Genomic DNA, 21,998 nt, shown 5'->3' on the forward strand with positions numbered 1-21,998 from the left:
CGATCCAGGTACGGATGAAGTCCTTTGTGGCGCGGGATCAGAGCGACCTGGCAAGGTCGCCAATATCCCAAAAAAGCCCGGCCATTGCGCGCAATGCATCACGCGAAACTGACTTTAACACGTGCTCGTTTGGCGCGTGCTGCGAACAGCCGCGATAGGAGTGCGGCACCCAAACCGTTGGGAGACCGAGCAAATCGGAAAAGACCTCGTTGGGCAAGGAACCGGCGAGATTTGGCAGGACATGGGGTGGCTTCCCACACGTTTTTTCAAGCGAACGCGCGACAAAAGACACCCACGGATGGTTGGGCGACGTTCGCGTTGCATCAAAGAAGCTGCGGTCATGAGGCTTGATCTGAACGATCTCAAAACCTCTCGCATCAAGGTGGCGTCGAAGGGCGGGCAGGATATCGGATTGGTTAGTGCCAACAACGAAGCGGAGCTGGCAGGCGGCTATGGCAAATCCCGAGATCGCGTTGACCGGTGCCTCGGGGACACCGCTTTTCATTGCGAGGACCGCAAAACTGTTCCAGCCGAAGACGCGTTCGGCCGGTGTCAGGCCTTCCTCTCCCCAATTCTCGTCAATCTTCGGACCACCATCCCCGCCAACCGGCAAGTTGCGCAGGGTGTCCCGGATGTCTTCAGTCAGGCTGGTCGGCCGCCATTCTGGTATTTGGATTTGGCCCCGCACATCGGTGATCGTCGAGAGGGCTTGTGCAAGGATCATCGCGGGGTCGGCAAGCAAACCGCCCCAGTTACCCGAATGGTGCGCGCCGTCTCTTAGATCAACGATGAGGTCGAACGAATTGCCGCCCCTTGCCCCCATGAACAACGTGGGCGTGTCGGACTGAAGGCGCGGCCCGTCCGATGCGATCAGGACGTCTGCGGCTAGGTTGTCCTTGTGCTTGGCGCAAAACTCCGACAACCCCGGTGATCCCATTTCTTCGCCCATTTCAATGAGAATGCGCATGTTGAAGCCGAGCGCTCCACGGGCCTCAATGACAGCGCTCAGCGCCGCCAAATTGATGAGATGCTGCCCCTTATTGTCGGCTGTTCCGCGTCCATAGAGGCGGTCGCACTCATCAACCAGTCGAAATGGGTGAAGCCCGTCGCGCCATTGATCCGTTTGCGCGCGGATCACGTCGCCATGCCCGTAGGACAGGATTGTCGGACGCGTGTCGTCCTCGATGCGCTCTGCAACCAAGATCGGTCCGGCATCGTGCACAGGGTTCGGGTAGATTTCACAGGAGAACCCGAGTCTGCTCAGGCGCGGAACGAGGGCTTCCTCAAGATAGCGCGGAAGTTCCGCGGCTTTCTCTGGTGTCTGGCTCTCTGTCTCATGGGCAACCAGTTCGCTAAGATCGGTTGCAAATCGACCGCTGTCAAAATATTCGGCGGCGTTGTCTATGGCAGCAGCGCGGGTCATGGTCACTTTCCCTCAGACAGGTGGGCGCACGTCGTCAGGGATCGGACATGTATACGGCGTTTCGCCCAGATGGTCTTGATGTGTCGCGCGCGCCGCGTCGATGCGTGACGGGTCCTCAACCAGTCGACAAGCTGTCGCGGCCATTGCTTTTGCCGCGTAGACCATGCCTTTGTGAGCCGCGGGCGCCTTGCCTTGTGCCACTGTTTGCCACGTATGAAACGGCGTTCCTATAGCACAGGTGGCAACTCGTGCCTGAACGGTTGGGACTGCCCAACTCACGTCGCCAACATCTGTCGAGCCTTCGCCGCCATCGCTGTGGCGATCAAGAGGTGCGATGAAGTCGCAGAGTGCGAGATTTTTTTTGGGCTTAGCACCGATCCGCTTGAAGGTCGTATTGATGTCAGCGGCGGTTAATGTGGTCTGAATGTCGCGGGCAAAACTGAGATCTGCCTCGTCAAAGGCGACGGGTCCAAGTTTCTCTAGCTCGTGCTGCATGGTTTCTTCCAAAGGACGGTTGCCAAGCAGGTTTGAAACGCCGGAAAAGACCTGGCTGGTAACTTGCGTTCCTGTCATCAGCGCCGCGCCGTCCGCAATCTTTCGGACGCGCGTAACCAAATCGGCGAGGTCCGGTAGCGAGCTGGCGCGGACGAGTTGGCGCACTGTGGCCTTGGCCTGCACCACGTTCGGCGCAACACCACCTGCATCGAGATAGGCGTAGTGAACCCGGGCGCTGTCGGGCATGTGCTCGCGCAGGTAATTTACACCGATGTTCATCAGTTCAACCGCATCAAGCGCGGACCGACCCAATTCCGGTGCACCCGCCGCATGGGCAGCTTTTCCATGAAAAGTGAAATCGATCCGGGTGTTCGCGAGCGATCTGGCCTCATTCACGCCTGTGAAGGTCGCTGGATGCCACGAGATGGCTGCGTCGACATCATCGAACAGTCCTTCGCGCACCATGTATGTCTTGGCCGCGCCCCCTTCTTCAGCGGGGCAGCCATAGTATCGCACACGGCCCTTGATGCCGTTTTCGGCCAGCCAGTCTTTCACCGCCGTCGCGGCCAAGAGTGCGGCGGCCCCTAAAAGATTGTGACCACACCCATGCCCGTTGCCGCCCTCTTCAAGCGGCTGATGTTCAGCCACACCTGGCGCCTGGCTCAGATATGGCAGCGCATCGAACTCGCCGAGGATGGCAATCACCGGACCCTCGTCTCCTGCTTCGCCAATCACGGCCGTAGGAATGCCAGCTGCGTTCTCTGTTATCTTGAAGCCCTGAGCGCGTAACATCTGCACATGTTCGGCGACGGACTTGTACTCGGCATAAAGCGTCTCGGGCGTGTCAAAGACTCGATCTGACAAGGCGATAAAATCATCACGATGGCGGTCGACGTGGTCCCAGATCGGATCGGCGTTTTTCAAGGGGCTCTCCAGCTTCTCGTTCAAACGGTTTCGGCGTGTTCCAGCAGGCAAGCCGTTTCGCGCCCGCCGCGCCCCGCTTTCAGTTCAGGAACAGTGGTGCGGCACTCAGCGGTCGCCACCGGGCAACGCGGGTGGAAGGTACATCCAGATGGCGGATCGAGCGGCGACGGAATTTCCCCCTCAATCGGGGCAAACTCACGCCGGCGCTGATCAAGGCGCGGAGCCTCTGCAAGCAGCGCTTTCGTGTAGGGATGGCGTGGGTCCGAAAAAATTTCCTCAGTCGATGCGCTCTCGACAATGCGGCCCAGATACATGATCGCCACGCGGTCGGCGATGTGTTCGACGACGCTCAGGTCATGGCTGATGAACAGATAGGTCAGGCCCAGCTCTTCGCGCAGATCCATGAACAAGTTGATAACCTGCGCCTGGATCGACACGTCCAGCGCAGCGATGGCTTCGTCGCAGACAAGGAACTTCGGCTTCACGGCGAGCGCACGTGCAATTCCAATCCGTTGCCTCTGACCGCCGGAAAACTGATGCGCGTAACGCCGCTTGAGCGACGGGTCGAGGCCGACCTTGCGCATCACGTCGTCCACGTATTCCGCACTCTCTGCCTTGCGGACGATCCCATGCATACGCGGTGCTTCGCCGATGATATCTTCGACGCGCATTCGCGGATTTAGGCTGGCAAAGGGGTCCTGGAAGATCATCTGAATTGCGAGGGTCGCCGCGCGTTTGTCGGTGCCGTTCAACGTCGCAACATCTTTGCCTCCGTAGAACATCTGTCCGTCACTTGCAGGGTGAATGCCGGCAACAACACGTCCCAAAGTGGACTTGCCGCAGCCGGATTCGCCGACCAATCCCAGAACCTCACCCTTTTGAATCGACAGGTTCACGTTATCGACAGCATGGACCGTTTCTTCCCGGATGTTTGCGCCAAGTCGCTGTGCGATTTTCCCCGCGACGTCCAAACGTTTGGTGAAGCGCTTCGAAACGCCTCGGATTTCAACGAGCGGCTCACTCAAAGCGTCGTCTCCTTGGTGCGTTGCGGATTGAAACAGCGAAGGCTGCGGCCATCCACGTCCTTAATCGGGGGGCGCTTGGAACACGCTGCCGTTCGGGCCTGACAACGCGGTCCAAAGGCGCATCCTTCAGGCAGGGCGAGCATGTTTGGCGTCATCCCTTCGATCTGGAACAAACGCTGCCCGCGCCGGTTCGCCGTCGGAACCGATCCGAGAAGCCCGACCGTATAGGGATGCAACGGACGGTCGATAACATCGTCGATACTGCCTTGCTCAACGATCCGTCCTGCGTACGTCACCGAAATCCGGTCCGCGAGCCCTGCCACAACGGCAAGGTCATGCGTGATCCAGATCATCGCGGTTCCCGTGCGTTTCGTCAGCTTCTGTGCCTCGTGGATGATCTGCGCCTGAATTGTCACGTCGAGCGCTGTCGTCGGCTCGTCGGCAATAATGAGGTCCGGCTGGTTCAAGAAGGCTGTCGCAATCGCCACGCGCTGCCGCATCCCACCGGAAAGCTGATGCGGATAGGCTTGCAATCGCTCTTCCGGCGATGGGATGCCAACCAAACCAAGCGCATCACGGCTTCTTTCCCAGGCGGTTTGGCGGCTTACGTTTTCATGGGCGAGAATGGCCTCGATCATCTGCGTATCGACGCGCAGGACCGGGTTGAGAGTCATCATCGGATCCTGAAAGATCATCGAGATTCGGTTGCCACGCAAGGTCTTGAGTCGCTCTTCCGGTGCGTTCGCGATCTCGTCACCATTAAAACGGATTGACCCATCGACGATGCGCCCGGGAGGATCGATCAGCCCAAGGATGGAAAACCCGGTGATCGACTTGCCCGACCCGGACTCACCCACCAGACCCATTACCTCGCCCTTGGAGACGGTGAAATCCACACCATCTACGGCCTTGACCACACCCGCGTGCGTGAAGAAGTGGGTCTTTAGCCCGCTGACTTCGAGTACTGCCGTCATTTCTTCAACCTCGGGTTCAAAACATCGCGCAAATGGTCGCCCACAAGGTTGATGGACACGACCGTCAGCAAGAGCGCGATGCCGGGGAAAACGGATATCCAGTAGCGCCCGGACAGCATGTACTCGAAGCCATTTGCGATCAGCACCCCAATCGACGGTTCAGTCTGTGGAAGGCCTACGCCAAGAAACGAAAGCGTCGCTTCCAATGAGATTGCGCTGGCGGTTTGCACCGTGCCAACGACGATCAGAGGCGCCATGCAATTCGGAAGGATATGGCGAAAGACGATCCGGGGTCGCGATATTCCAAGGCATTGCGCGGCTTCGACATATTCCTTGCCACGCTCGACAAGCGCGGTCGCGCGAACCGTGCGGGCGTAATAAGCCCATTGCGCGATCACGAGGGCGAGGATGATCTTGTCGACACCCTTACCAAGTGCCGCAACCATCATCAGCGCAACAAGCGATGCCGGGAACGACAGTTGAAGATCCACGATGCGCATGATGAACGCTTCGGTCCGGCCTCCGGCGTAGGCCGCGACCAGACCGATCGCCATACCGATCAGAAGGGCAATCACCCCAGATGCAAGCCCAACGGTCAGAGAAATACGCAAGCCATAGAGAATTGCCGAGTAGAGATCGCGTCCAGACCCGTCCGAACCGAGCCACATCGTGTATCCGTCGAATGCTTCGGAACCTGGAGGCAAGCGCCCATCCATGACGCTGACCTGGCCAAGATCGTAGGGGTTCTGCGGCGTGATCCAGGGTGCCAGGATGGCCAGCAGAACGATGATCAGGAATATGCCGAGCGCCGCTGTTGCGATCCTGCTTTCGAAGAACTCGGCCCGAAATCGCTGGAACGGCGTCTCGACTTTAGGGGACTTGGCGGGGGTCAGAGAATGATCTGTGACGGTGTCGGTCATGCGCCCTGATCCTGCAAACGAACCCTCGGATCGAGGATCGAGTAGAGTATGTCGACGATCAGATTGATCAGCACGAAGAACAGTACGATGATCATCAGATAGGCGACGACGACAGGCCGATCCAATTGCAGTATTGCGTCGATCAGCAGTTTGCCCATTCCCGGCCACGCGAAGATTGATTCAGTCACCACCGAGAACCCGATCAAACTACCGAATTCGAGGCCCATGACGGTCACTACCGGGATCATGATGTTTTTCATTACATGCACCAGAATGATGCGTCGGGTCGAAAGCCCTTTGGCCCGGGCATACTTCACGTAATCCTGTCCCATCGCTTCCCGGACACCCGCTCGGGTAAGGCGGATTGCCAGTGAAATCTTAAGAAGCGCTAGGTTGAGAGCAGGCAGGAGGATGTGGCTCAACCCATCGAGCGTAAAAAGGCTGCTGTGAATCCCAAGAAACGAGCCGATATCGCCGCGCCCTGTCGCTGGGAGCCATCTAAGTTCTACGGCAAACAGCATGATGAGCATAAGCCCGACCCAGAAGGTCGGCAGCGAAAACCCAAGGATTGAGCCAGCCATAATGCCCTTGGACAGCGGGCTGTCGGGATAGAGCCCGGCATAAAGACCCAATGGAATACCGATCACGATAGCAAGAAAGAGTGCACTGAAGGCCAGTTCCATCGTGGCAGGCATATGGTGCAGGATCAGTTTGAGCGCGGGCTCACCGAAGACGAAACTGTCGCCGAGGTCACCCTGTGCAGCACCTTTGAGGAACAACCAGTACTGTTCCCAAATAGGCCGATCCAATCCAAGCCGTCGAATTGCAGCTTCGATGTCAGCCTGATCCGCGTCGGGGCTGACCAGCATGTAGACCGGGTCACCAACGATATTGACGCCGAAAAAGACAATCACCGACATCAGGAAGACAACAAGCATTGCTTGCTGCAATCGGCGAATGACAAAAACGGTCATGAGGACATTCCCTGGGCAAAGGCTCCGGGCCGCTGCGAAGGCGGCCCGGATGCATTGCGATTACTCTTTCACGACGCCTGTCGCGAGAGTGTATTCGTCGGTCCGAGGGATGTAGCTCAGACCTTTTTTGGCCGCCCAGGTGTTGACCTGGAAGTGCGTCGGAATGATCGCCACGTTCTCGATCGCGCGCTCTGTCGCCGCGGCGAGTAGTTCCTGCCGCTTTGCGTCATCGACTGTTCGCAGGGCTTCTTCGATCAACGCGTCGGTTTCAGCATCCGAGTGCCGGCCACGGTTCGATGATCCAAAGCCCGCATCCTTGTCATGGGTGTGGATCAGCGATTTGAGAGGCGAGGACGCTTCGCCGGACCCCGCGCCCCATCCGACGAGGATAAAGCTGAACTCCGGCAGACCCTCCGGGCTGCCTTTGGACGCGCGTCCAAAGTATACCGAACGCGGCATTGTTTCGACTGCTGTCTTGATGCCCACACGGGTCAACATTTGCGCAATTGCCTCGGCAATTTTGGCGTCGTTGATGTAGCGGTCATTTGGCCCATGGATTGTCATTTCAAATCCATCGGGATAACCGGCTTCAGCCAGAAGTGCTTTAGCACCGTCCGGGTCATAAGCCACGACGTCCAGATTGTCGGACACGCCAAAGAATCCCTCGGGCAGAAGCTGGCCAGCGGGCAGCGCAACCCCCTCCATGACACGCTCAACGATCGCGTCGCGATTGATCGCCATGCTGATCGCCTTCCGGACTCGGACGTCCATGAGCGGGTTCTTTATATCGCCACCACCGTTGGCCTTCACAAAGGGTGAATCCTCACGGAATTGGTCCATGTGAAGATAGATCACTCGGTTGGACACGCCCTGGCTCAGCTGGATACCATCGTTGCCCTTAAGTGTTGTGATATCGGTCGTCGGAACGCCCGATATCATGTCGACGTCACCGGCAAGAAGCGATGCAACACGGCTCGGACCGGACGTGATTGGGCGGAATTCCACCTCGGACCAGATCGGTGCATCACCCCAGTATTCGTCGTTCCGTACCAGCACGATGCTTTCACCCGGCGTGTAACTTTGGAACTTGAACGGCCCTGTGCCGATGGCGGCCGTACCCGCGTTGAAGTCTTCCGTCGTTGCTTCGCAGCCCACTTCTGAGATCACAGGGATCGTGGAAATGTCGTTGCCCATCAACGGATAAGGTGCGGCCGTTTTGAAGTGCACCGTGTAGTCATCGATCTTGACGACTTCCTTACCCTTAAGATAGGTGCCGTATCCCGATGGAGAGTTCGGTACGTCCGGCGCGCGCGCCATGGTGCAGACTACATCGTCCGCCGTAAAGTCACTTCCGTCGTGAAACTTTACGCCCTCACGCAGCTTGAACTCCCAAGTCAATTCATCAATCGGCTCCCATGACACGGCAAGACCCGGCGATAGGCGCTGCTTCTCATCCTGCGCGATCAGCCGGTCAAAGATGTGCACGGACATCGCGTTGTTCGGACCCAGGTTGTGAAAATGCGGATCGAGTGACGTCGGCTCCGAAGCGAGGCCGATCGTTAGTTTTTCGGCCGAAACAGCACCGGCGCCGAAAGCCAAAATGCTGACAGCGACGGCTGTCGCAGATGTGAGTTTCCTCATCAAAAAGACTCCCTGTTTGTTTGGCGCTTGTGAATGGGCGAATCTTTGGCCGATCCCGCGCCCTATAAAAAAAACTAGCTACCGCAAAAATCATTGCCAATACTTATTGCTATGCGACTTTGCATAGACCAATCCAAGAGTTTGGATGTTCAGCCGCTCGTACCGGGGGAGTAATGTAGCATGACGGAACACAGACACAGACTGCGCGAGTTCGAGTCGCTAAGAGCCGTGATCACGACTGGGACAACCATCGGCGCCGCGCGGCGTCTCGGGATTTCGCAGTCTGCCGTGAGCCGGTCCTTGTCACAACTCGAGGCCCGTGTTGGGCGATCGCTCTTTCTCCGGCGATCGGGACGTATCGACCCAACAGACGAAGCCTTGCGTCTCAACGAAAAACTGGACCCAATTTTCGAGACGCTGGCGGACATTGAGGGCGCAGAATGGGCTACTCCGGATAACGAGCCGTTACGCCTGATCGTGCCGCCGACTCTGGCACATCACTTTGTCATCTCCAGGGTGGCCAGTTTTCTCAAGAAGAATGAAGGAAAGCAGCTTCAATTGGATATTCAGGCCACGGACGTGCTGGTCGCCGGCATTCTCGACCTCCGCTATGATCTTGGTTTGACGAGTGCGATGATCCAACGAACGGGTGTTCATCTCATGCCTTGGCGCCGCAGTCAGGTGGTCTGCGCCATGCCGAGCAACCATCCGCTATCGGAAAAACGAGTGGTGACGCCGCACGACCTTGAAGGCGTCGCGCTGATCGAGTTTCTGCGAAGGCTGGGGACGCGAGCGATCACCGAAAAGATCTTTGCGCGCGCTGGAATTCGGCCGAAACAAGTCGCAGAAACGGCAACGAACATGGCCGCACTGGAGCTCGTCCGCGAGGGTTTGGGCGTGACGCTGATCAATCCCTTCCCGTTGTTGTCGTCAGGGATGGAAGGTGTCGTCGTCAGGCCATTTGACGCCGCCATTTTTTATGACACGAGCTTTGTACTTCCATCAGGCAGGCCACCTTCTCAGCTTGCCCGCCAGTTCATGCAATTTGTCAAGTTGACGACGCCGCAGGACAAATACTCAGAGCCCGTCTAGCGCAGCATCTTAGCCGACCACGAGGTGTCGACGTCCATCGGAAAGTTCGGTCGTGGCAAATTCGCAAACGGCCAGCGGTCGTGAACTGGCGACGTAAGCCCGCCCGTGTCGACCTCAAATACCTGGTTTGGCCCAAACCAGTTGGAAAACCCGGCCCGAAAGTGGCCTCGGGATTTCACAACAACAGTCCGGGCAGACGCAATATCCAGCCCGAACATATGAAAGAACACGGGGTCGGCAGTCTGTGTGCGATCGGTGATCACCACCACGGTGATACCACCAATACGAAGCGCAGCGGATGGCCCTAGGGCCAATCTCCGACCAGCCGTCATGCCCAGTTCACCTACCACATCTCCATTATGGAGACCCAAGACCTCTGCATCCACCTCAAAAGGCACATCCCATTGCGCCCAGAAAGCGCTGGAATCGGAAGACCGGTTGAATCGTGCCCTGAATTTGCCGCCGACACCGATGCCATGGGCTTCGTTCGCAAGTTCCGGATCACAAAAGGAACCGAATAGGCATTCTTCGACTTTTGCCGCATGAAGAGCGGCTATCAGTTCCGTCGTCCTGCCACTGCCGCCGCCACCAGGATTGTCACCGGCATCGGAGAAAATCACAGGCGTGCGCGCTTGGTCAGCGGAAATTGAGATCGCTTCCGTCACGGATGTCAGTTTCCGAACGAAATCCTTCCTCAATGACCAGGCCATGTCTGCCAATTCTTCCGCCAGTGCATTGGCCGCCTTCTGGTCCTCACGCGCGGTGACAACGATGCTCAGACCGTTGTCGGGCGTGTCGGAGAAAAGAAAATTACCGAAGATCGATACGTTTAGAATCTCACCTCGACCTTCGGCTTGTCGTCGCTGACCATGGTCGATCAGCGCGCCATACGGGTGCTCGGCACTTAGCAGGGTCACGGATGCCGGAACAAGAGGCAGTTTAACATGCGCGGTTTGGGGCCGGACGCCCGACGCCAAAACCCGGCGCAACGAAAAGGCGGCTTCCTCGCCACGTTCTATTTGATCGACGTGAGGATTGGTCCGATAGCCGACGATCAGGTCACAGGCATCGACCATCCGTTGTGAGATATTTGCATGCAAATCGAGTGTCGCGATGACAGGTACGTCCGGTCCGACAACTCTCCGAATGCGTGACATCAACAAACCGTCGGGGTCGTGGTCGTGCTCGGCAACCATCGCGCCGTGATTGCAGATGTAGACTGCGTCGACAGGGCCAGCTGAGCGAAGCATGTCTTCCGAAGTCACCATGATCTCTTCGATCACGGTTTTTCGTACTGGACCTGCGGGATGGCTGGCTGCCAAGATACAGGGTACCGGCGTCCAGTCGCCCGTAGCATCCATCGCCCGGACAAAGGCCGCAAATTCTATTGCCAGCTTTGGTGTCGCGGATCTGGCTTCAGATATCAAAGCATCGCTTGTAAGCCATGTCAGAGACTTAAAGTCTGACAAATCAGCCGGGGGTGCAAAGCGATTTGACTCGAGAATTGCGCCAAGGAGGGCGATCTTTGGAGCCGTCATGCGAGAGGCCTTTGGAAATGCAACACAGTGCGAGGAAACATGAGTAAGTGATTTCAATCAAGATATCATGCGTCTTCTCTGTTCTAGGAAAACCACTGCCGCCTTGCGTCTTTCCTATAACGCGACGCGCAAACGATCAGTGCCACCCGTTATGCTGACAGAAGTTTCCGGAGAATTCGTAAAGATTGTTTGGGCCGATGACCCAGACGTTCACCTCATGCGCGGCGCACCGGATCGCCCACCCGCCCGGTTCAATCGCCGGGGGCAGGACGCTTTGTATCTGAGCCCTGATGTCGAAAGCGCAAAAGTCGCTATTGGTCAGGACGTTAGGAAGGATGATCGCCCGCGGGTTGTGCTGACCTTCGAGGTGGAACGATGTGCGTTATTCGATCTGCGCAGCCCCGAAGCCGCGGATATCTATGCACTCGCCAGTCAGCCCTGGCGCAAACTCTTAGCTGCGGGCGGAGAGCCGTCTTCATGGCTCGCTGCTGATCGGCTTAGAACAGATCGGCATATCGGGTTGATTGACCCTTCGCGAAGGCGTCCGGGTCTTTGGCACATAACTTTATTTCGATGGAGCGAGCCAGGCGCACCTGGCGTGTTTCGGCGTAGTGAAGTGAAGCCGGTTTCCGTCCTGCCGGATTATCGGTGACGTTTAAGGTGCGACCAACTATCATTTCGCAATTATGGTCATCGCGAAAATTGGCTGTGTGGAGGACATTGTCATGAGTTCTCTTCTGGCACGCCAATGACATTTTTTTGCATGTTGTTTGAGCGCTCGTGACAGTCTGCTTTCAGTGCCAAAATGTAGCTTCGCTTTGGGTAACGAAAGGCGGCTTTGGGCCGCCCGTTTCAAAAAGAATTTGTGTTCAAGATGCTGGCGGGCACATGACTTCGATCAAGGAAGGGCCGTCACGTGATAGCCCCGCGGAAAGGGCTTTTGCAAAGCTATCGGTGTCTTCAATTCGTATTCCGGGAACCCCATGCCCTTTAGCGAGCGCAACCCAATCAAGCGTTGGGTTTTCCACATCAAACATTGCCTCCGCATTCTTGCCAAAACTCTCAACACCGACATTTGCCAGCTCATCTCGAAGGATTTGATAGCCGCGGTTTGCAAAAACAATCACCGTAACGTCCAGGCTTTCGCGTGCCATCGTCCACAAAGATTGCAACGTATACATGGCTGATCCATCGCCTGTTAGAGCAATTACTTTTCTATCTGGACATGCAATTGCTGCGCCGGTTGCGCACGGTAGGCAAAGCCCTATCGCACCACCGGTTCCCCCAAGCAAGTCATGTGGTCGCGCGGTTGCAGTCGGAGGAATGACGTGAAACCCGGACGTCACGGATTCATTGCAAACGATAGCATTCTCGGGAATGAGGGCCGCTAACGCTTGGCCGACTTTCGCTAGGGTGAGATCTCCGGTTGGGATTGGAGGCAGGTCGAGAGCGTATGTGTTCAGCTGTGTCTTGCTCGAAACACCAACCGCATCTGCCAGTGTTTGAAGAGTCCAGGCAATATCATCCGTCGGAGCACACAGGCTTGAAACCGTGCAACCGGCGGGCTCGGGTGTGCTCGGTTTGCCCGGGTATGCAAAGAAGGCAACGGGTTGGTCGGCGCCGATCAAAGTGATTGACGATGTCTGTTCTAGCTGAGCGATCTTGGGTGCAATTGGATACACAAGTTGATCCAATTTGGCAGCCCCGGCCCCCTTCGAAATTCGAGGGATTAGAGTATCCGCCAACAGGCGGCATCCGGTTTTGACGGAAATTTTTCCAGCCAGTACACGAAGTGGACCAAAAAGCGCGGAACCACCTATCATCAAAGCCGCGTTTGCAGTCTTCAGACGCATGGCTGCGGCCTCGATGCCTTCCAAGGACGGGCGATGAAGTGGTTGGGCCAGAATGCTATTCGTCGCAGGGCCAGTCGCTGTATCCCAAGCAGTATCGGCGGGAAGAACAAGAGTGGCGATCTGGCCGTTTTGAGATCGGGCGGCCTGGATGGCTGCGGCCCCGTCCGATGCGACGCTTGTGGCCTGATCAGAAACTCGTGTCCAATGGCTTATGGCCTGACTTACGCCAATAATGTCGCCTCTGAGTGGGCTTTCATAGCGCAGGTGATGTGTTGCGTGATCTCCCACCACATTCACGATCCCGGACCCTGATTTTCGGGCGTTGTGTAGATTGGCAAATGCGTTGCCTAGCCCCGGTGCAAGATGCAGCAGAGTGCCGGCGACGTCCCGTTTCATGCGGTAATAGCCATCAGCGGCGCCCGTCGTTCCACCTTCGAACAGGCACAGAACACAGTTCATCTCGGGATGTCTATCAAGAGCCGCAACAAAGTGCATTTCAGACGTGCCTGGATTGGCGAAAACCGTATCCACACCATTGTGAAGAAAGGTTTTGACTAACGATTCTGCGCCATTCATTCGATCACCGCCAACTCTGATTTCAACGAACTTTATGGGAGAGACAATCTAAAAGTAACTGAAAAAGCTTTCGATGATGTGCAGGTCGTCAATCGTCATCGTTGCCCTCGCCCGTAAGACATGCCATGTTGAACAACGCGAAATCGCGGTGGTTTTCGGCCAGTTCAAGTCGAACTCGGGTCGCCCAGACATGCTTGGGTTTTGGCGGCCGCTTCTGACCGACGATACGTCCTTTGTTCCAGGTTGGGCGAAGCGCGCGAACGGCAGGTATGTTTGAGTTTCCATGACTGATCCTCCGATCCGCCATGCCCTCCCACAACGACAACCCGACATTGACGAGAAACAATATTACAGGATGCTGCGTCGCCTCAGAGGCCTGCTGGGAGCTCGACGTAGCCATCCATCGTTGCTTGAGCAGGACAATAAATTGCGCATTTGACAACAAGTATTTGCGGCCCACATGCTGAAACGTGAAAATCGAGGTGTAACGACCAAAGGTAATTTCATGTTTAGATCATCAACCCGAAGTGAAGCAGAAAGTTTGTTAAGCGGACTTGCTCTTGGATTTTCTGCGGACCCGTTCATGCGTTGGCTGTATCCTGAACCTGCCGATTTCCTTACCCACTTCCCGCGAGTAATGGATTTCTTTGGCGGGCGTGCATTTGAACAGGGTAGCGCGTTTCGGAACGATGATTTCACTGCTGGCGCACTTTGGCTTCCGCCAAGCATTCACCCTGACGAAGAACGGCTTGTCGCCTGTTTTGAGCAGACGGTCTCACCAGAAAAGCATGATGCGTTGTTCGAAACCTTCGGGCAGATGGACAATTATCATCCCGATGAGGATTGCTGGCATTTAGCATTTATTGCGGTCGATCCAATTCGCCAAGGAAAAGGATTGGGGTCCGCGTTGCTTGAATGCTGCCTCAAACGTTGTGATGAAGATGGAAGACCTGCTTACTTAGAGTCGACAAACCCTACAAATCTATCGCTGTATAAGCGCTATGGTTTCCAAGAGATGGGTCTAATCAAAGCCGACCAAGCCCCACCCCTGTTTCCGATGTTTCGAGCCGCCCAATAGCGGTAGATCAAACGGCTGCATTGTCTGCAATCTGTGAGTTCGGCAGTTTCAGGATATTTATGTCCGTAGCGAATGGCCGGTCTGGTGAAGCCGCACTGCGGCACCAGTGACTGCGATGAATGTCTCTTATGGGCCGTTCCTATCGGCTGACTTGGAGGGAGGCAGGCCTAATCGTCACGGTGCCAAACCGACCTTTGGTAAGCTGTTAGACTTTCTCGTATTGAAGCTCTGTCCCCAGGAAGCCGTTGTTGCCGCATGCATCCAGGATATGGCGCCGTACCGCCGCAACCTGGGGAGCAGCCAAACGTTCAGGACGGCAAAGCAAAGTCAGTGCCACTGGATCGGCAGACCAGTCAGGGATCAGGCGCACGAGATTGCCAGCTTGAATATGCACCTCTGTCAGTAAGGACGGGAGCAGTGCTGCTCCTTGCCCGGCAAGGACAGCTGCAAATGCAAGCTCCATCGAATTGACGCGCAGGCCGATCGTCGGCTCGATGATCTCCTGTTGCCCTTCCTTATTTCGAAACGCCCATTTGCCGGATTCTTGGGTGCGCAATACACAGGGCAACCTGGCCAAATCAGCAGGCCGAGAGAGACGGGGCATCCATTCTGCAAAGGCCGGGCTGGCAAGAGGCGCGCGCTGCGCGGACGGCAGGGCAGCCGAAATAAACCGCCTTTTATCTGCAGGGCCGGTTCTGAAGGACAGATCTATGTCCTCTGCCGCAAAATCCGATTTTGAATCATCGGCATGCAATTCAAGTTCGATAGCCGGGTAGCGGGACCGAAGGCCTGCCAGAAGCGGGACAAGCACGGTGCAAAGAAGACTGTTGGGTCCTGAGACTGACACCCGTCCTGCAATCTTCCCGCTTCGGACGAAGCCAAGCTGCGCCTCGGCCTCAAGCGCTACATCCACCGGGCCTGCGCAAATCTCGAAAATTCTGCGCCCAGCCGCGGTCGGGGCCACCGCCCGCCCAGACCGGTCCAGCAGGACCAGCCCCAATTCGGCTTCAAACAGCGCCAGCTTTTGGCTGATCGCCGACTTCGTGGTGTTCAGCTCCGCAGCTGCCGCGCTCATCGACCCGGCGCGCACAGTGGCCACCAGGGCCTTGGCGCAGGAATAGAATCTATCGTTCATAAATCCGAACAGTAGTTAACAAACAGATCATTTTCCAGAACGAATGAGATCCCTAAATTCTATCTCAGCGAACAGGCCAGGAGATGAGAAATGCAGACGGAGATGGTCTATCACCCCGCCGCGACCCGTGAGTTCAAGGACTTCGGCTTCATGCAGGCGCATCTGTCGTTCAAGCCGCACCTTGCAGAAGGGCGCCCAAGGCTTTGGCCTGCATCCGCACCGGGATGTCGAAGTCGTCACCTTCATGGTGAGCGGAGAGGTTTCGCATATCGATCCGGTGGTGCCCGTTCACAACGGTACTGTGAAGTCGAAAGGTCTTCAGGTGATCACCGCCGGTACAGGCATCCTGCACAACGAGGTGAACAACTCGCGGACGAAGCCAATGCGTGCGCTGCAAATCTGGTTCGAGCCGCGGGCCAGAGGCCTGGCGCCGACTTATTCCAGCAAGGAGCTGGAAACCTCGGACCACAGCAACCGGTTCCAGCTGGTGCTGTCGCCAGACGGCGCCGAGGACTCACTTGTCGTGCAGCAGGAGGTGCGCCTTAGTTACGGCAACTTCGACCGCCGCAGCGTGCTGAACTTCAGCCCGTCCAGCCCTGACCGCAGCCTCTAAATCTTTATGATCGAAGGCGAGGCAACTGCTGCCGGCCGCGCCCTCAGGAAAGGGGATGGGCTGGGACTGCTCCGTGCCGGGGACGTGGCGGTTGAGGCTGCAGCCGGCGCTGAGCTCCTGATCTTCGAACTGCCCGCATCCGAAATCTCTTAACCAGGAAAGGACATCAACATGACCTCCAAAAAAGTGACCCCCGAAAACGCAGCCATTGTTCTGATCGACCATCAGGTTGGCACCATGAACTGGGCAAAGTCCGTTGACCGCGATCTGATCGAAGCCAACACACGGGCCCTGGCGCGGACGGCGGCGGCGCTTGGCATGCCGCTGGTGCTGACTTCCAGTATGGAAGACAACATGCAGGGGCCGCTGATGCCCGCGCTGGAAGAGATTGCCCCGGATGCCTTCGCCGCGCGGATCAAGCGCCTTGGCGTGGTGAACTGCTGGGATGACAGCGCCTTTGCCGCTGCCTGCCGCAACACCGGGCGCAGGCATTTCATCATGGCAGGCATAACCACTGACGTGTGTCTTGCCCCGCCTGCGATCAGTGCCGCCGAAGAGGGCTTTGCCGTGACCGCAGTGGTTGATGCTTCCGGGTCTCCCACTGCGCTGACGGATGAGATGGCGTTCCGCAAAATGGAGCGAGGCGGTGTCGAGCTCACCACAACCAGCGCGCTGCTTGCGGAACTTTCGGTCAATTGGGCCAGCGAGGCCGGACAGAAAATCATGCAGATCCTCGGCGAGGAAATCCTGAGCCGCGGATAGGCTCTCTGCCTCATTGAAAGTAATGCGAGAGCGGCCGCCTCATTCATGGGGCGGCCATTGAACTTCGCAGGTGTTGCCAACTTCGAGAAAAAGCTCCCGATCAGGCAAAAAAAGGAGCTTGAAAACGGCTGCAATGGGCCGGCTGCGCAGGGGGTGCCAGGCGGGTCGAAGGGTTGCTCGCAGTGACACCGAATGGCCCATTCGAGCCCATTGAAGCTCATTAATGCCTGACTGCAGCAATAAAATTTCTGGCCAAATCAGAGAACGCCAGCAGCACAAAGACGATAAGCTTCAATGATCTCGGATGACAGAAGATCAGCATCCTCTTCCCTCATATCGTATCCGATTACAGAGGCTCGAATGATCTTCCGACCCGCCCATTCGCCGTGGGTAGGGTATACCTTTCCATTGTCTTGAACGCGCTGCAGGACCCGCATGGTCAGATCGTTGCCATCCGGCCCCTCGCCGCAGCAGATTGCGACCTGATTGCTGTGGATCTGGTTCAGAACTGTCAGGCCGGGCTCGTTCGAAACCGTTCGGGCAACTCGCTCCGCCAGGTGGCAATGGCGTGCTACCAGTTCGCAAACTCCCGTCCGGCCAAGGTGCCGAAGTATCGCATAGCTCGGGACACCTCTTGCACGTCGGGAGAGTTCCGGCGTTGAATCACTTGGTTCCCAATGCTCTGTTGTTTCCGGGAGATAGGCGCCGCGGGCAGACATTGACGCAACGAGCGGCGCCCGGTCGCGCACGATAACCATGCCAGCATCGAATGGAGCATTAAGCCACTTGTGCAGGTCAATCGCCCAACTGTCCGCTTCAGCAACCCCCTCCAACCGGTTTGCCAGTTCGGGTACAGCAGCGAGCCAGAGCCCGAAAGCACCATCCACATGAACCCAGCCGTTCCGCTCGCGCACCATTGGGATGAGCTCGGCAAACGGGTCGAAGGCGCCGGTGTTTATTTGACCTGCCTGCAGGATGACAAGCGGCGGGCTGCTGCAGCTGTCCAGGGCAGCCCGGAACGCATCCGGCTTTATCCTCCCTTCGCCGTCCGCCGTGACGATGTTTGTCCGGCCCGCGCCAAAGCCAGCATAACGCAGGGCAGCGAATGGGGCGGAATGCGCATCCTGCCCGATCAAAACGGGAATCTCGGGTGCCGAAAACAGCCCGTCAGCTTCAACATTCCACCCCTGGGCAGCCAGCAGCGCATTGCGTGCGGCCATGACGCCAACCATGTTTGCCACTGTGCCGCCGGTCACAAGACCGGCTCCGCTTTCGGGCGGCAGTGACAGCAACTCTATTACCCAGTTGCAAACAGCGCGCTCCATTCCGGTTATTGCAGGCGTTTCAAAAGATGAGCCCGCGTTCTGCCCCCAGGCTGATACCAGAATGTCGGCGGCTACACCGACGGGATGCGACGCGCCGAGGACATAGCCGAAGAAAGTCGGCCCCGCCATTTTGTGCAGACCGCCTTCAGAAAGTTGCACGATGTCCCCGATTACCTCACTTTCCGGCACCCCCGTTTCAGGAAGAGGGCCCAAAAAGCGGCTGGCAGCTTCACCAAGTCCCAAGACAGGCCGGGCCGGCCCATTTGGCAGTTCCTCGCGGTAGGTTTTGGCTGCCTTGAAGGCCGCCTCTAAAGCTTGCGCCTGCCCTTCACTCAAACCTCGCCGCACTCGTCCCATCTCAAATACCCGCTACCAGAATACTATCCGTGGGAAGGTTGCATGGATTGCACCGGAATGCCTTTGTTTACATGTGGCCAAAGAGCGTTTCGTACCGGCCGAGGCATTGGTTGGATAGAAATGCTGCATCTGGTTGCTAATGGCCGCTTTGGCGACCGCTGCATGCGGCGGCGGGTTGTGACGAATGTCGGCTAGGCGTGTCTGGATTGCCGCTTGGCTTTGCAATGGAAATTGAGGGCGAAGTATTGATCGCGCCTTGAACTCGATAGGTCCACTTTGTCCGCGATCCGAGAGTTCGAACCAAGTCAAATTTTGCGGCTGCAGCGAATGGCGGCAATGCGGGCTGCCGATGCGGCATCCGAGCGGTGCCCTGGATGTCGGCTCTGGGCCGTTCTCCAAGTTTCCTTTCGACGTTGAGTTACTTGAGGCCGGTACCGCTTTGGAGGTTGGAGGGCATCCTTTGTGCGTATTTCGGAAGCCGCTTCCCGGTCAGGGCCCAAAATCGATACAATCCGCTATTACGAGGCGGCGGTGGTAGTTCCAAACGTGGCCCATGGTACGGACGGGCAACGTAGTTTTTACGACCCGGTCGGGCTTTGCGGTGCTGGCGCTTTGCCGGTTTCGGGGTGCAGTGAACCATGCGGGGCAGGCCCTAGCCGGAATCTCGGCCCTTGCCTCCACCCTGGTTTGCCGACGCCCCGAGGGGGCAACCTGATACCGGAGGCATGAATTCTCTTCACATTCCTGTGCCAGCCCTTTGCAGACAGGTGTCCAGCCGTCAGGATTGCGCATCCCCCGACCGGAGATTCCAATGCGCCGTCCTGTCCTGTTCGCCTTTCTCTTCGTCGCCGGTACAGCGCTCGCCAGCCCCGACCGCTGGGAACTTGAGTGGCCGCAGACCAATTTCAGCCGCAGTGCGGTCACGGATTGGTCCGAGATTCAGTCCGGCGGTCCGCCCAAGGACGGAATCCCTGCGATCAGCGATCCCAATTTCCTGCGCGTTTCTGACGAAACGAGACTGGGTAAACGCGAGCCAGTAATCACGCTTGAGATCGACGGGGCCGAGCCTCGAGCCTATCCGATACGCTATCTGGTATGGCACGAGATCGTGAATGACAGCGTCGGCGGTATCCCGGTGGCCGTCACCTTTTGCCCATTGTGCAATTCCGGCATGAGCTTCGATCGGCGCACCGCTGCGGGCACGCTCACATTCGGCGTCTCAGGTAAGCTGCGCCATTCCGACATGTTGATGTATGACCGCGAAACTGAAAGCTGGTGGCAGCAGGCCATCGGCCGGGCCATCGTCGGCGATCTGACAGGCACCGAATTGAAGACCCTGCCCACTTGGATGGAAAGCTGGGAGGAGTTCAGCAGCCGTAACCCGGATGGGCTGGTGATGAACGAACCGGCCTATATTCGCGACTATGGGCGCAACCCTTATCGCGGCTATGACACCCTGTCGCGGCCCTTTCTCTATTCCGGTGAAAACCCGCCCCATGGCATCAACCCACTGGCGCGCGTGATCCGCGTCGGCGACAAAGCCTGGACTCTGGAGAGGCTGAGAGCAGAGGGCGAGATCTCTGAGGCCGGGATAACGCTCTCCTGGCGCGCGGGGCAGGCCTCGGCCCTCGACACCGGGCGCATCGCCAAGGGGCGCGATGTAGGCTCAGTCCGGGTGCGTAACGCATCGGGACAGGATATCGCCCATGATGTCATGTTCGCCTTTGCATTCCACGCCTTCTGGCCGGAAGGCAGATGGATGCTGGCCGACGGGGGTGAACGTACGCTCTCGAAATGACCGCTTGACGGACGCGGGCCAGACAGCCATCAGCCGCGTGCAATCAAGTTAGCAATGCCCCTGCCGTTCCGACGAAGAGAACGCACCATGCAACGTTTCAAGCGTATGCGAAGTTTGCTGAAATTCGCCTCCGTCCACTCCTCCGTCTAAAACCATTTCAACCAGGAAAGATCGCTCACCAGCCGAGACACCCTCAAGCTGACACGGTCCGCCGCTCTTGCCGAGTTGCGCAAACTTGGTGCTGTATATTGGTGCTGTATAAAGGACAGTTCTTTTGGCCTAACGGAGACAGGTTCGAATTTGTCTGACAGCACCTTTGTCTGACAGCACCGGTCAAGCACCCGCGGCCAGTGATACTAGCGATTCGGGTTCCATGCCGTTGACGCCGGCGTCGGAGACTAAGTTGCTTGCAAGCAAGTTTTTGAAAACGCTTCCGTTCCACTGCTTTCCCTAGCGTAAACTTATCTCCTTGCATTGCTGTGTCGCAGAAAGGATAAAATCTCAATTGGAGATAATGCGGGGTGGGCCCGCAAGACACTAGGACTTAAGACAATGGAAAAAATCCAGAACTTCACAGCGATTTGGAAAGATGCGATGGGCGAATTTCCCCTCAAAGCCGCAGTCTTCGAAAATGCGTTCAGAACTTCCACATCGCTGAGCGAAAAACTGTCGCGCATTTCATTAGAAGCGGCTGAAAAATCAACGGATATTTCCAGCGTGTGGACCAAAGATACCATTGTCAAGCTGACCGAAGTGTCAAAAGCCAAGGCGGAGCCAACTGAGTACGCAAAAGCTGCCACAGATTTTTTGTCGGGCGCTACCGAAGACGCCACTGAAATGATGTTTGCTTTTGCCGAGATCGCCAAGAAAGCCCAGATAGACACTGTCGAGTTGCTGATGACCGCCGGCAGAGACATCACCAAAGAATCCGCCGCTGCAAAGAAAGCCTTAGCAGCCTAATTCGGAACAAGAGAACAGAATTGCGCCGTTTCTTATTAATTGGTGCAATAGAGAAGGGCAGATTGAAGAATCTGCCCTTTATGCGCGTGTGTAAGAGGATCGAAACGTTATGTATGATATGCTCCGGTGCGCACCTATGTAACGTAGCCCTATGTAAAGGCGGCGTGAATATCGCTTATTTACAAGCCTCCGATGGGGGAAACCATTGATCGCCGTCGAAAAAGATATCCGTATCCTGTCATCCTTTTGGGAATTTTTTGGTCAAGAAGCGGTTGCTCGTTCCACAGGGATAAATGATTGGTTAACCCGTAGACTATTAGTTTATGACAACCCAAACTTTGGCGGTGCAGCGAATGTCGGCAATGCGGGCTGCGCTGCAGCGTTCCGAAGGTACAACGCAGGTCTGGTTTGGGCCGTCCTTGCCTGTCCGTCATCGAATGATTTGGAACACGAGCGTTTGATTGGCTTAGGAGGATCAGGCTCGCCGCAGTTTCAATCTACGCCGCGTTCTGATGATGCAGCAAGCGGCGTTTCT

General features: G+C 56.9%; 20 protein-coding genes and 2 pseudogenes. 10 read left to right on the forward strand and 12 right to left on the reverse strand.

Features of this window, described 5'->3' with window-relative positions:
- Positions 1-37: 37 nt before the first annotated feature.
- Genes ACR0DY_RS06680 through ACR0DY_RS06710 form a run of 7 tightly spaced genes read right to left on the reverse strand, consistent with a single transcriptional unit; the run spans position 38 to position 8,376 of the window.
- Entirely contained in the window at positions 38-1,423 is a 1,386-nt protein-coding gene (locus ACR0DY_RS06680; protein WP_480486511.1) for a M20 family metallopeptidase, read from the reverse strand.
- Positions 1,424-1,435: 12 nt separating this feature from the next.
- Entirely contained in the window at positions 1,436-2,842 is a 1,407-nt protein-coding gene (locus ACR0DY_RS06685) for an amidohydrolase (protein ID WP_480897970.1), read from the reverse strand.
- A 20-nt stretch (positions 2,843-2,862) separates the two neighbouring features.
- A complete protein-coding gene (locus ACR0DY_RS06690; protein ID WP_480473306.1) occupies positions 2,863-3,867 on the reverse strand; it encodes an ABC transporter ATP-binding protein in 1,005 nt (334 codons plus the stop codon).
- On the reverse strand, positions 3,864-4,841 hold the full coding sequence (locus ACR0DY_RS06695) for an ABC transporter ATP-binding protein (RefSeq protein ID WP_480897972.1): 978 nt from the start codon (positions 4,839-4,841) through the stop codon (positions 3,864-3,866). Before ACR0DY_RS06695 ends, ACR0DY_RS06690 begins: the two co-directional genes overlap by 4 nt.
- The gene (locus ACR0DY_RS06700) at positions 4,838-5,761 is read right to left on the reverse strand and encodes an ABC transporter permease (RefSeq protein WP_480472946.1); all 924 of its coding nucleotides are present in this window, start codon (positions 5,759-5,761) and stop codon (positions 4,838-4,840) included. Before ACR0DY_RS06700 ends, ACR0DY_RS06695 begins: the two co-directional genes overlap by 4 nt.
- A complete protein-coding gene (locus ACR0DY_RS06705) occupies positions 5,758-6,735 on the reverse strand; it encodes an ABC transporter permease (protein WP_480547660.1) in 978 nt (325 codons plus the stop codon). The genes ACR0DY_RS06700 and ACR0DY_RS06705 overlap by 4 nt, the downstream gene beginning before the upstream one ends.
- Before the next feature lie 60 nt (positions 6,736-6,795).
- Positions 6,796-8,376 carry an ABC transporter substrate-binding protein gene (locus ACR0DY_RS06710; protein ID WP_480482936.1) on the reverse strand — a complete coding sequence of 527 codons (1,581 nt, stop codon included), beginning with the start codon at positions 8,374-8,376 and terminating at the stop codon, positions 6,796-6,798.
- A 180-nt stretch (positions 8,377-8,556) separates the two neighbouring features.
- On the opposite strand from ACR0DY_RS06710, the gene ACR0DY_RS06715 reads away from it, so the two are divergent.
- Entirely contained in the window at positions 8,557-9,468 is a 912-nt protein-coding gene (locus tag ACR0DY_RS06715; RefSeq protein ID WP_170387145.1) for a LysR family transcriptional regulator, read from the forward strand.
- Here ACR0DY_RS06715 and ACR0DY_RS06720 read toward each other — a convergent pair.
- Positions 9,465-11,006 (reverse strand): M81 family metallopeptidase, encoded by a 1,542-nt coding sequence (locus ACR0DY_RS06720; protein ID WP_480547658.1) that lies wholly within the window; start codon positions 11,004-11,006, stop codon positions 9,465-9,467. The genes ACR0DY_RS06715 and ACR0DY_RS06720 overlap by 4 nt on opposite strands.
- A 151-nt stretch (positions 11,007-11,157) precedes the next feature.
- On the opposite strand from ACR0DY_RS06720, the gene ACR0DY_RS06725 reads away from it, so the two are divergent.
- Positions 11,158-11,658: an RES family NAD+ phosphorylase gene (locus tag ACR0DY_RS06725; protein WP_480473300.1), complete on the forward strand. Its 501-nt coding sequence runs from the start codon at positions 11,158-11,160 to the stop codon at positions 11,656-11,658.
- Between the two features lie 217 nt (positions 11,659-11,875).
- Here the strand turns inward: ACR0DY_RS06725 and ACR0DY_RS06730 are convergent, their stop codons facing one another.
- Together ACR0DY_RS06730 and ACR0DY_RS06735 are read right to left on the reverse strand one after the other, a co-directional pair.
- Positions 11,876-13,435: an acetolactate synthase large subunit gene (locus tag ACR0DY_RS06730; protein WP_480547656.1), complete on the reverse strand. Its 1,560-nt coding sequence runs from the start codon at positions 13,433-13,435 to the stop codon at positions 11,876-11,878.
- Positions 13,436-13,556: 121 nt separating this feature from the next.
- A pseudogene (locus tag ACR0DY_RS06735) lies at positions 13,557-13,742 on the reverse strand (hypothetical protein); the annotation flags it as partial.
- Between the two features lie 153 nt (positions 13,743-13,895).
- Here ACR0DY_RS06735 and ACR0DY_RS06740 point away from each other — a divergent pair.
- Positions 13,896-14,513 carry a GNAT family N-acetyltransferase gene (locus ACR0DY_RS06740; RefSeq protein WP_480473296.1) on the forward strand — a complete coding sequence of 206 codons (618 nt, stop codon included), beginning with the start codon at positions 13,896-13,898 and terminating at the stop codon, positions 14,511-14,513.
- 205 nt (positions 14,514-14,718) lie between these two features.
- On the opposite strand, the gene ACR0DY_RS06745 is transcribed toward ACR0DY_RS06740, so the two are convergent.
- Positions 14,719-15,648 (reverse strand): LysR family transcriptional regulator, encoded by a 930-nt coding sequence (locus ACR0DY_RS06745; protein WP_170367323.1) that lies wholly within the window; start codon positions 15,646-15,648, stop codon positions 14,719-14,721.
- Positions 15,649-15,829: 181 nt separating this feature from the next.
- Here ACR0DY_RS06745 and ACR0DY_RS06750 point away from each other — a divergent pair, with 181 nt between their 5' ends.
- The 3 genes from ACR0DY_RS06750 to ACR0DY_RS06760 are packed head-to-tail and all read left to right on the forward strand — an operon-like array spanning position 15,830 to position 17,023.
- Complete coding sequence (locus ACR0DY_RS06750) at positions 15,830-16,261, forward strand: pirin family protein (RefSeq protein WP_480897974.1); 432 nt, start codon at positions 15,830-15,832, stop codon at positions 16,259-16,261.
- 6 nt (positions 16,262-16,267) lie between these two features.
- Positions 16,268-16,414 (forward strand): pirin family protein, encoded by a 147-nt coding sequence (locus ACR0DY_RS06755; protein WP_480897976.1) that lies wholly within the window; start codon positions 16,268-16,270, stop codon positions 16,412-16,414.
- Between the two features lie 18 nt (positions 16,415-16,432).
- On the forward strand, positions 16,433-17,023 hold the full coding sequence (locus tag ACR0DY_RS06760; protein ID WP_480537497.1) for an isochorismatase family protein: 591 nt from the start codon (positions 16,433-16,435) through the stop codon (positions 17,021-17,023).
- Positions 17,024-17,280: 257 nt separating this feature from the next.
- On the opposite strand, the gene ACR0DY_RS06765 is transcribed toward ACR0DY_RS06760, so the two are convergent.
- Positions 17,281-18,696, reverse strand: coding sequence for a pyridoxal phosphate-dependent decarboxylase family protein (locus tag ACR0DY_RS06765; protein ID WP_480897979.1), 1,416 nt, complete (start codon positions 18,694-18,696; stop codon positions 17,281-17,283).
- Positions 18,697-19,516: 820 nt separating this feature from the next.
- On the opposite strand from ACR0DY_RS06765, the gene ACR0DY_RS06770 reads away from it, so the two are divergent.
- The 4 genes and pseudogenes from ACR0DY_RS06770 to ACR0DY_RS06785 form a co-directional block, all read left to right on the forward strand.
- Entirely contained in the window at positions 19,517-20,503 is a 987-nt protein-coding gene (locus ACR0DY_RS06770) for a DUF3179 domain-containing protein (protein ID WP_480547654.1), read from the forward strand.
- A gap of 60 nt (positions 20,504-20,563) precedes the next feature.
- A pseudogene (locus ACR0DY_RS06775) lies at positions 20,564-20,746 on the forward strand (IS6 family transposase); the annotation flags it as partial.
- A gap of 309 nt (positions 20,747-21,055) precedes the next feature.
- Positions 21,056-21,463, forward strand: coding sequence for a phasin, PhaP (locus tag ACR0DY_RS06780; protein WP_480482927.1), 408 nt, complete (start codon positions 21,056-21,058; stop codon positions 21,461-21,463).
- Between the two features lie 205 nt (positions 21,464-21,668).
- The coding region (locus tag ACR0DY_RS06785) for a hypothetical protein (RefSeq protein ID WP_480897981.1) at positions 21,669-21,998 on the forward strand (330 nt) is incomplete at its 3' end.

The sequence above is a fragment of the Ruegeria sp. O6 genome, assembly GCF_056535045.1.

Coding starts and splice junctions, on each gene's coding strand:
- ACR0DY_RS06680 (WP_480486511.1), bottom strand. CDS start 1,423: ATGACCCGCGCTGCTGCCATAGACAACGCCGCCGAATATTTTGACAGC.
- ACR0DY_RS06695 (WP_480897972.1), bottom strand. CDS start 4,841: ATGACGGCAGTACTCGAAGTCAGCGGGCTAAAGACCCACTTCTTCACG.
- ACR0DY_RS06700 (WP_480472946.1), bottom strand. CDS start 5,761: ATGACCGACACCGTCACAGATCATTCTCTGACCCCCGCCAAGTCCCCT.
- ACR0DY_RS06705 (WP_480547660.1), bottom strand. CDS start 6,735: ATGACCGTTTTTGTCATTCGCCGATTGCAGCAAGCAATGCTTGTTGTC.
- ACR0DY_RS06710 (WP_480482936.1), bottom strand. CDS start 8,376: ATGAGGAAACTCACATCTGCGACAGCCGTCGCTGTCAGCATTTTGGCT.
- ACR0DY_RS06715 (WP_170387145.1), top strand. CDS start 8,557: ATGACGGAACACAGACACAGACTGCGCGAGTTCGAGTCGCTAAGAGCC.
- ACR0DY_RS06720 (WP_480547658.1), bottom strand. CDS start 11,006: ATGACGGCTCCAAAGATCGCCCTCCTTGGCGCAATTCTCGAGTCAAAT.
- ACR0DY_RS06725 (WP_480473300.1), top strand. CDS start 11,158: ATGCTGACAGAAGTTTCCGGAGAATTCGTAAAGATTGTTTGGGCCGAT.
- ACR0DY_RS06730 (WP_480547656.1), bottom strand. CDS start 13,435: ATGAATGGCGCAGAATCGTTAGTCAAAACCTTTCTTCACAATGGTGTG.
- ACR0DY_RS06740 (WP_480473296.1), top strand. CDS start 13,896: ATGCTGAAACGTGAAAATCGAGGTGTAACGACCAAAGGTAATTTCATG.
- ACR0DY_RS06745 (WP_170367323.1), bottom strand. CDS start 15,648: ATGAACGATAGATTCTATTCCTGCGCCAAGGCCCTGGTGGCCACTGTG.
- ACR0DY_RS06755 (WP_480897976.1), top strand. CDS start 16,268: ATGATCGAAGGCGAGGCAACTGCTGCCGGCCGCGCCCTCAGGAAAGGG.
- ACR0DY_RS06760 (WP_480537497.1), top strand. CDS start 16,433: ATGACCTCCAAAAAAGTGACCCCCGAAAACGCAGCCATTGTTCTGATC.
- ACR0DY_RS06770 (WP_480547654.1), top strand. CDS start 19,517: ATGCGCCGTCCTGTCCTGTTCGCCTTTCTCTTCGTCGCCGGTACAGCG.
- ACR0DY_RS06780 (WP_480482927.1), top strand. CDS start 21,056: ATGGAAAAAATCCAGAACTTCACAGCGATTTGGAAAGATGCGATGGGC.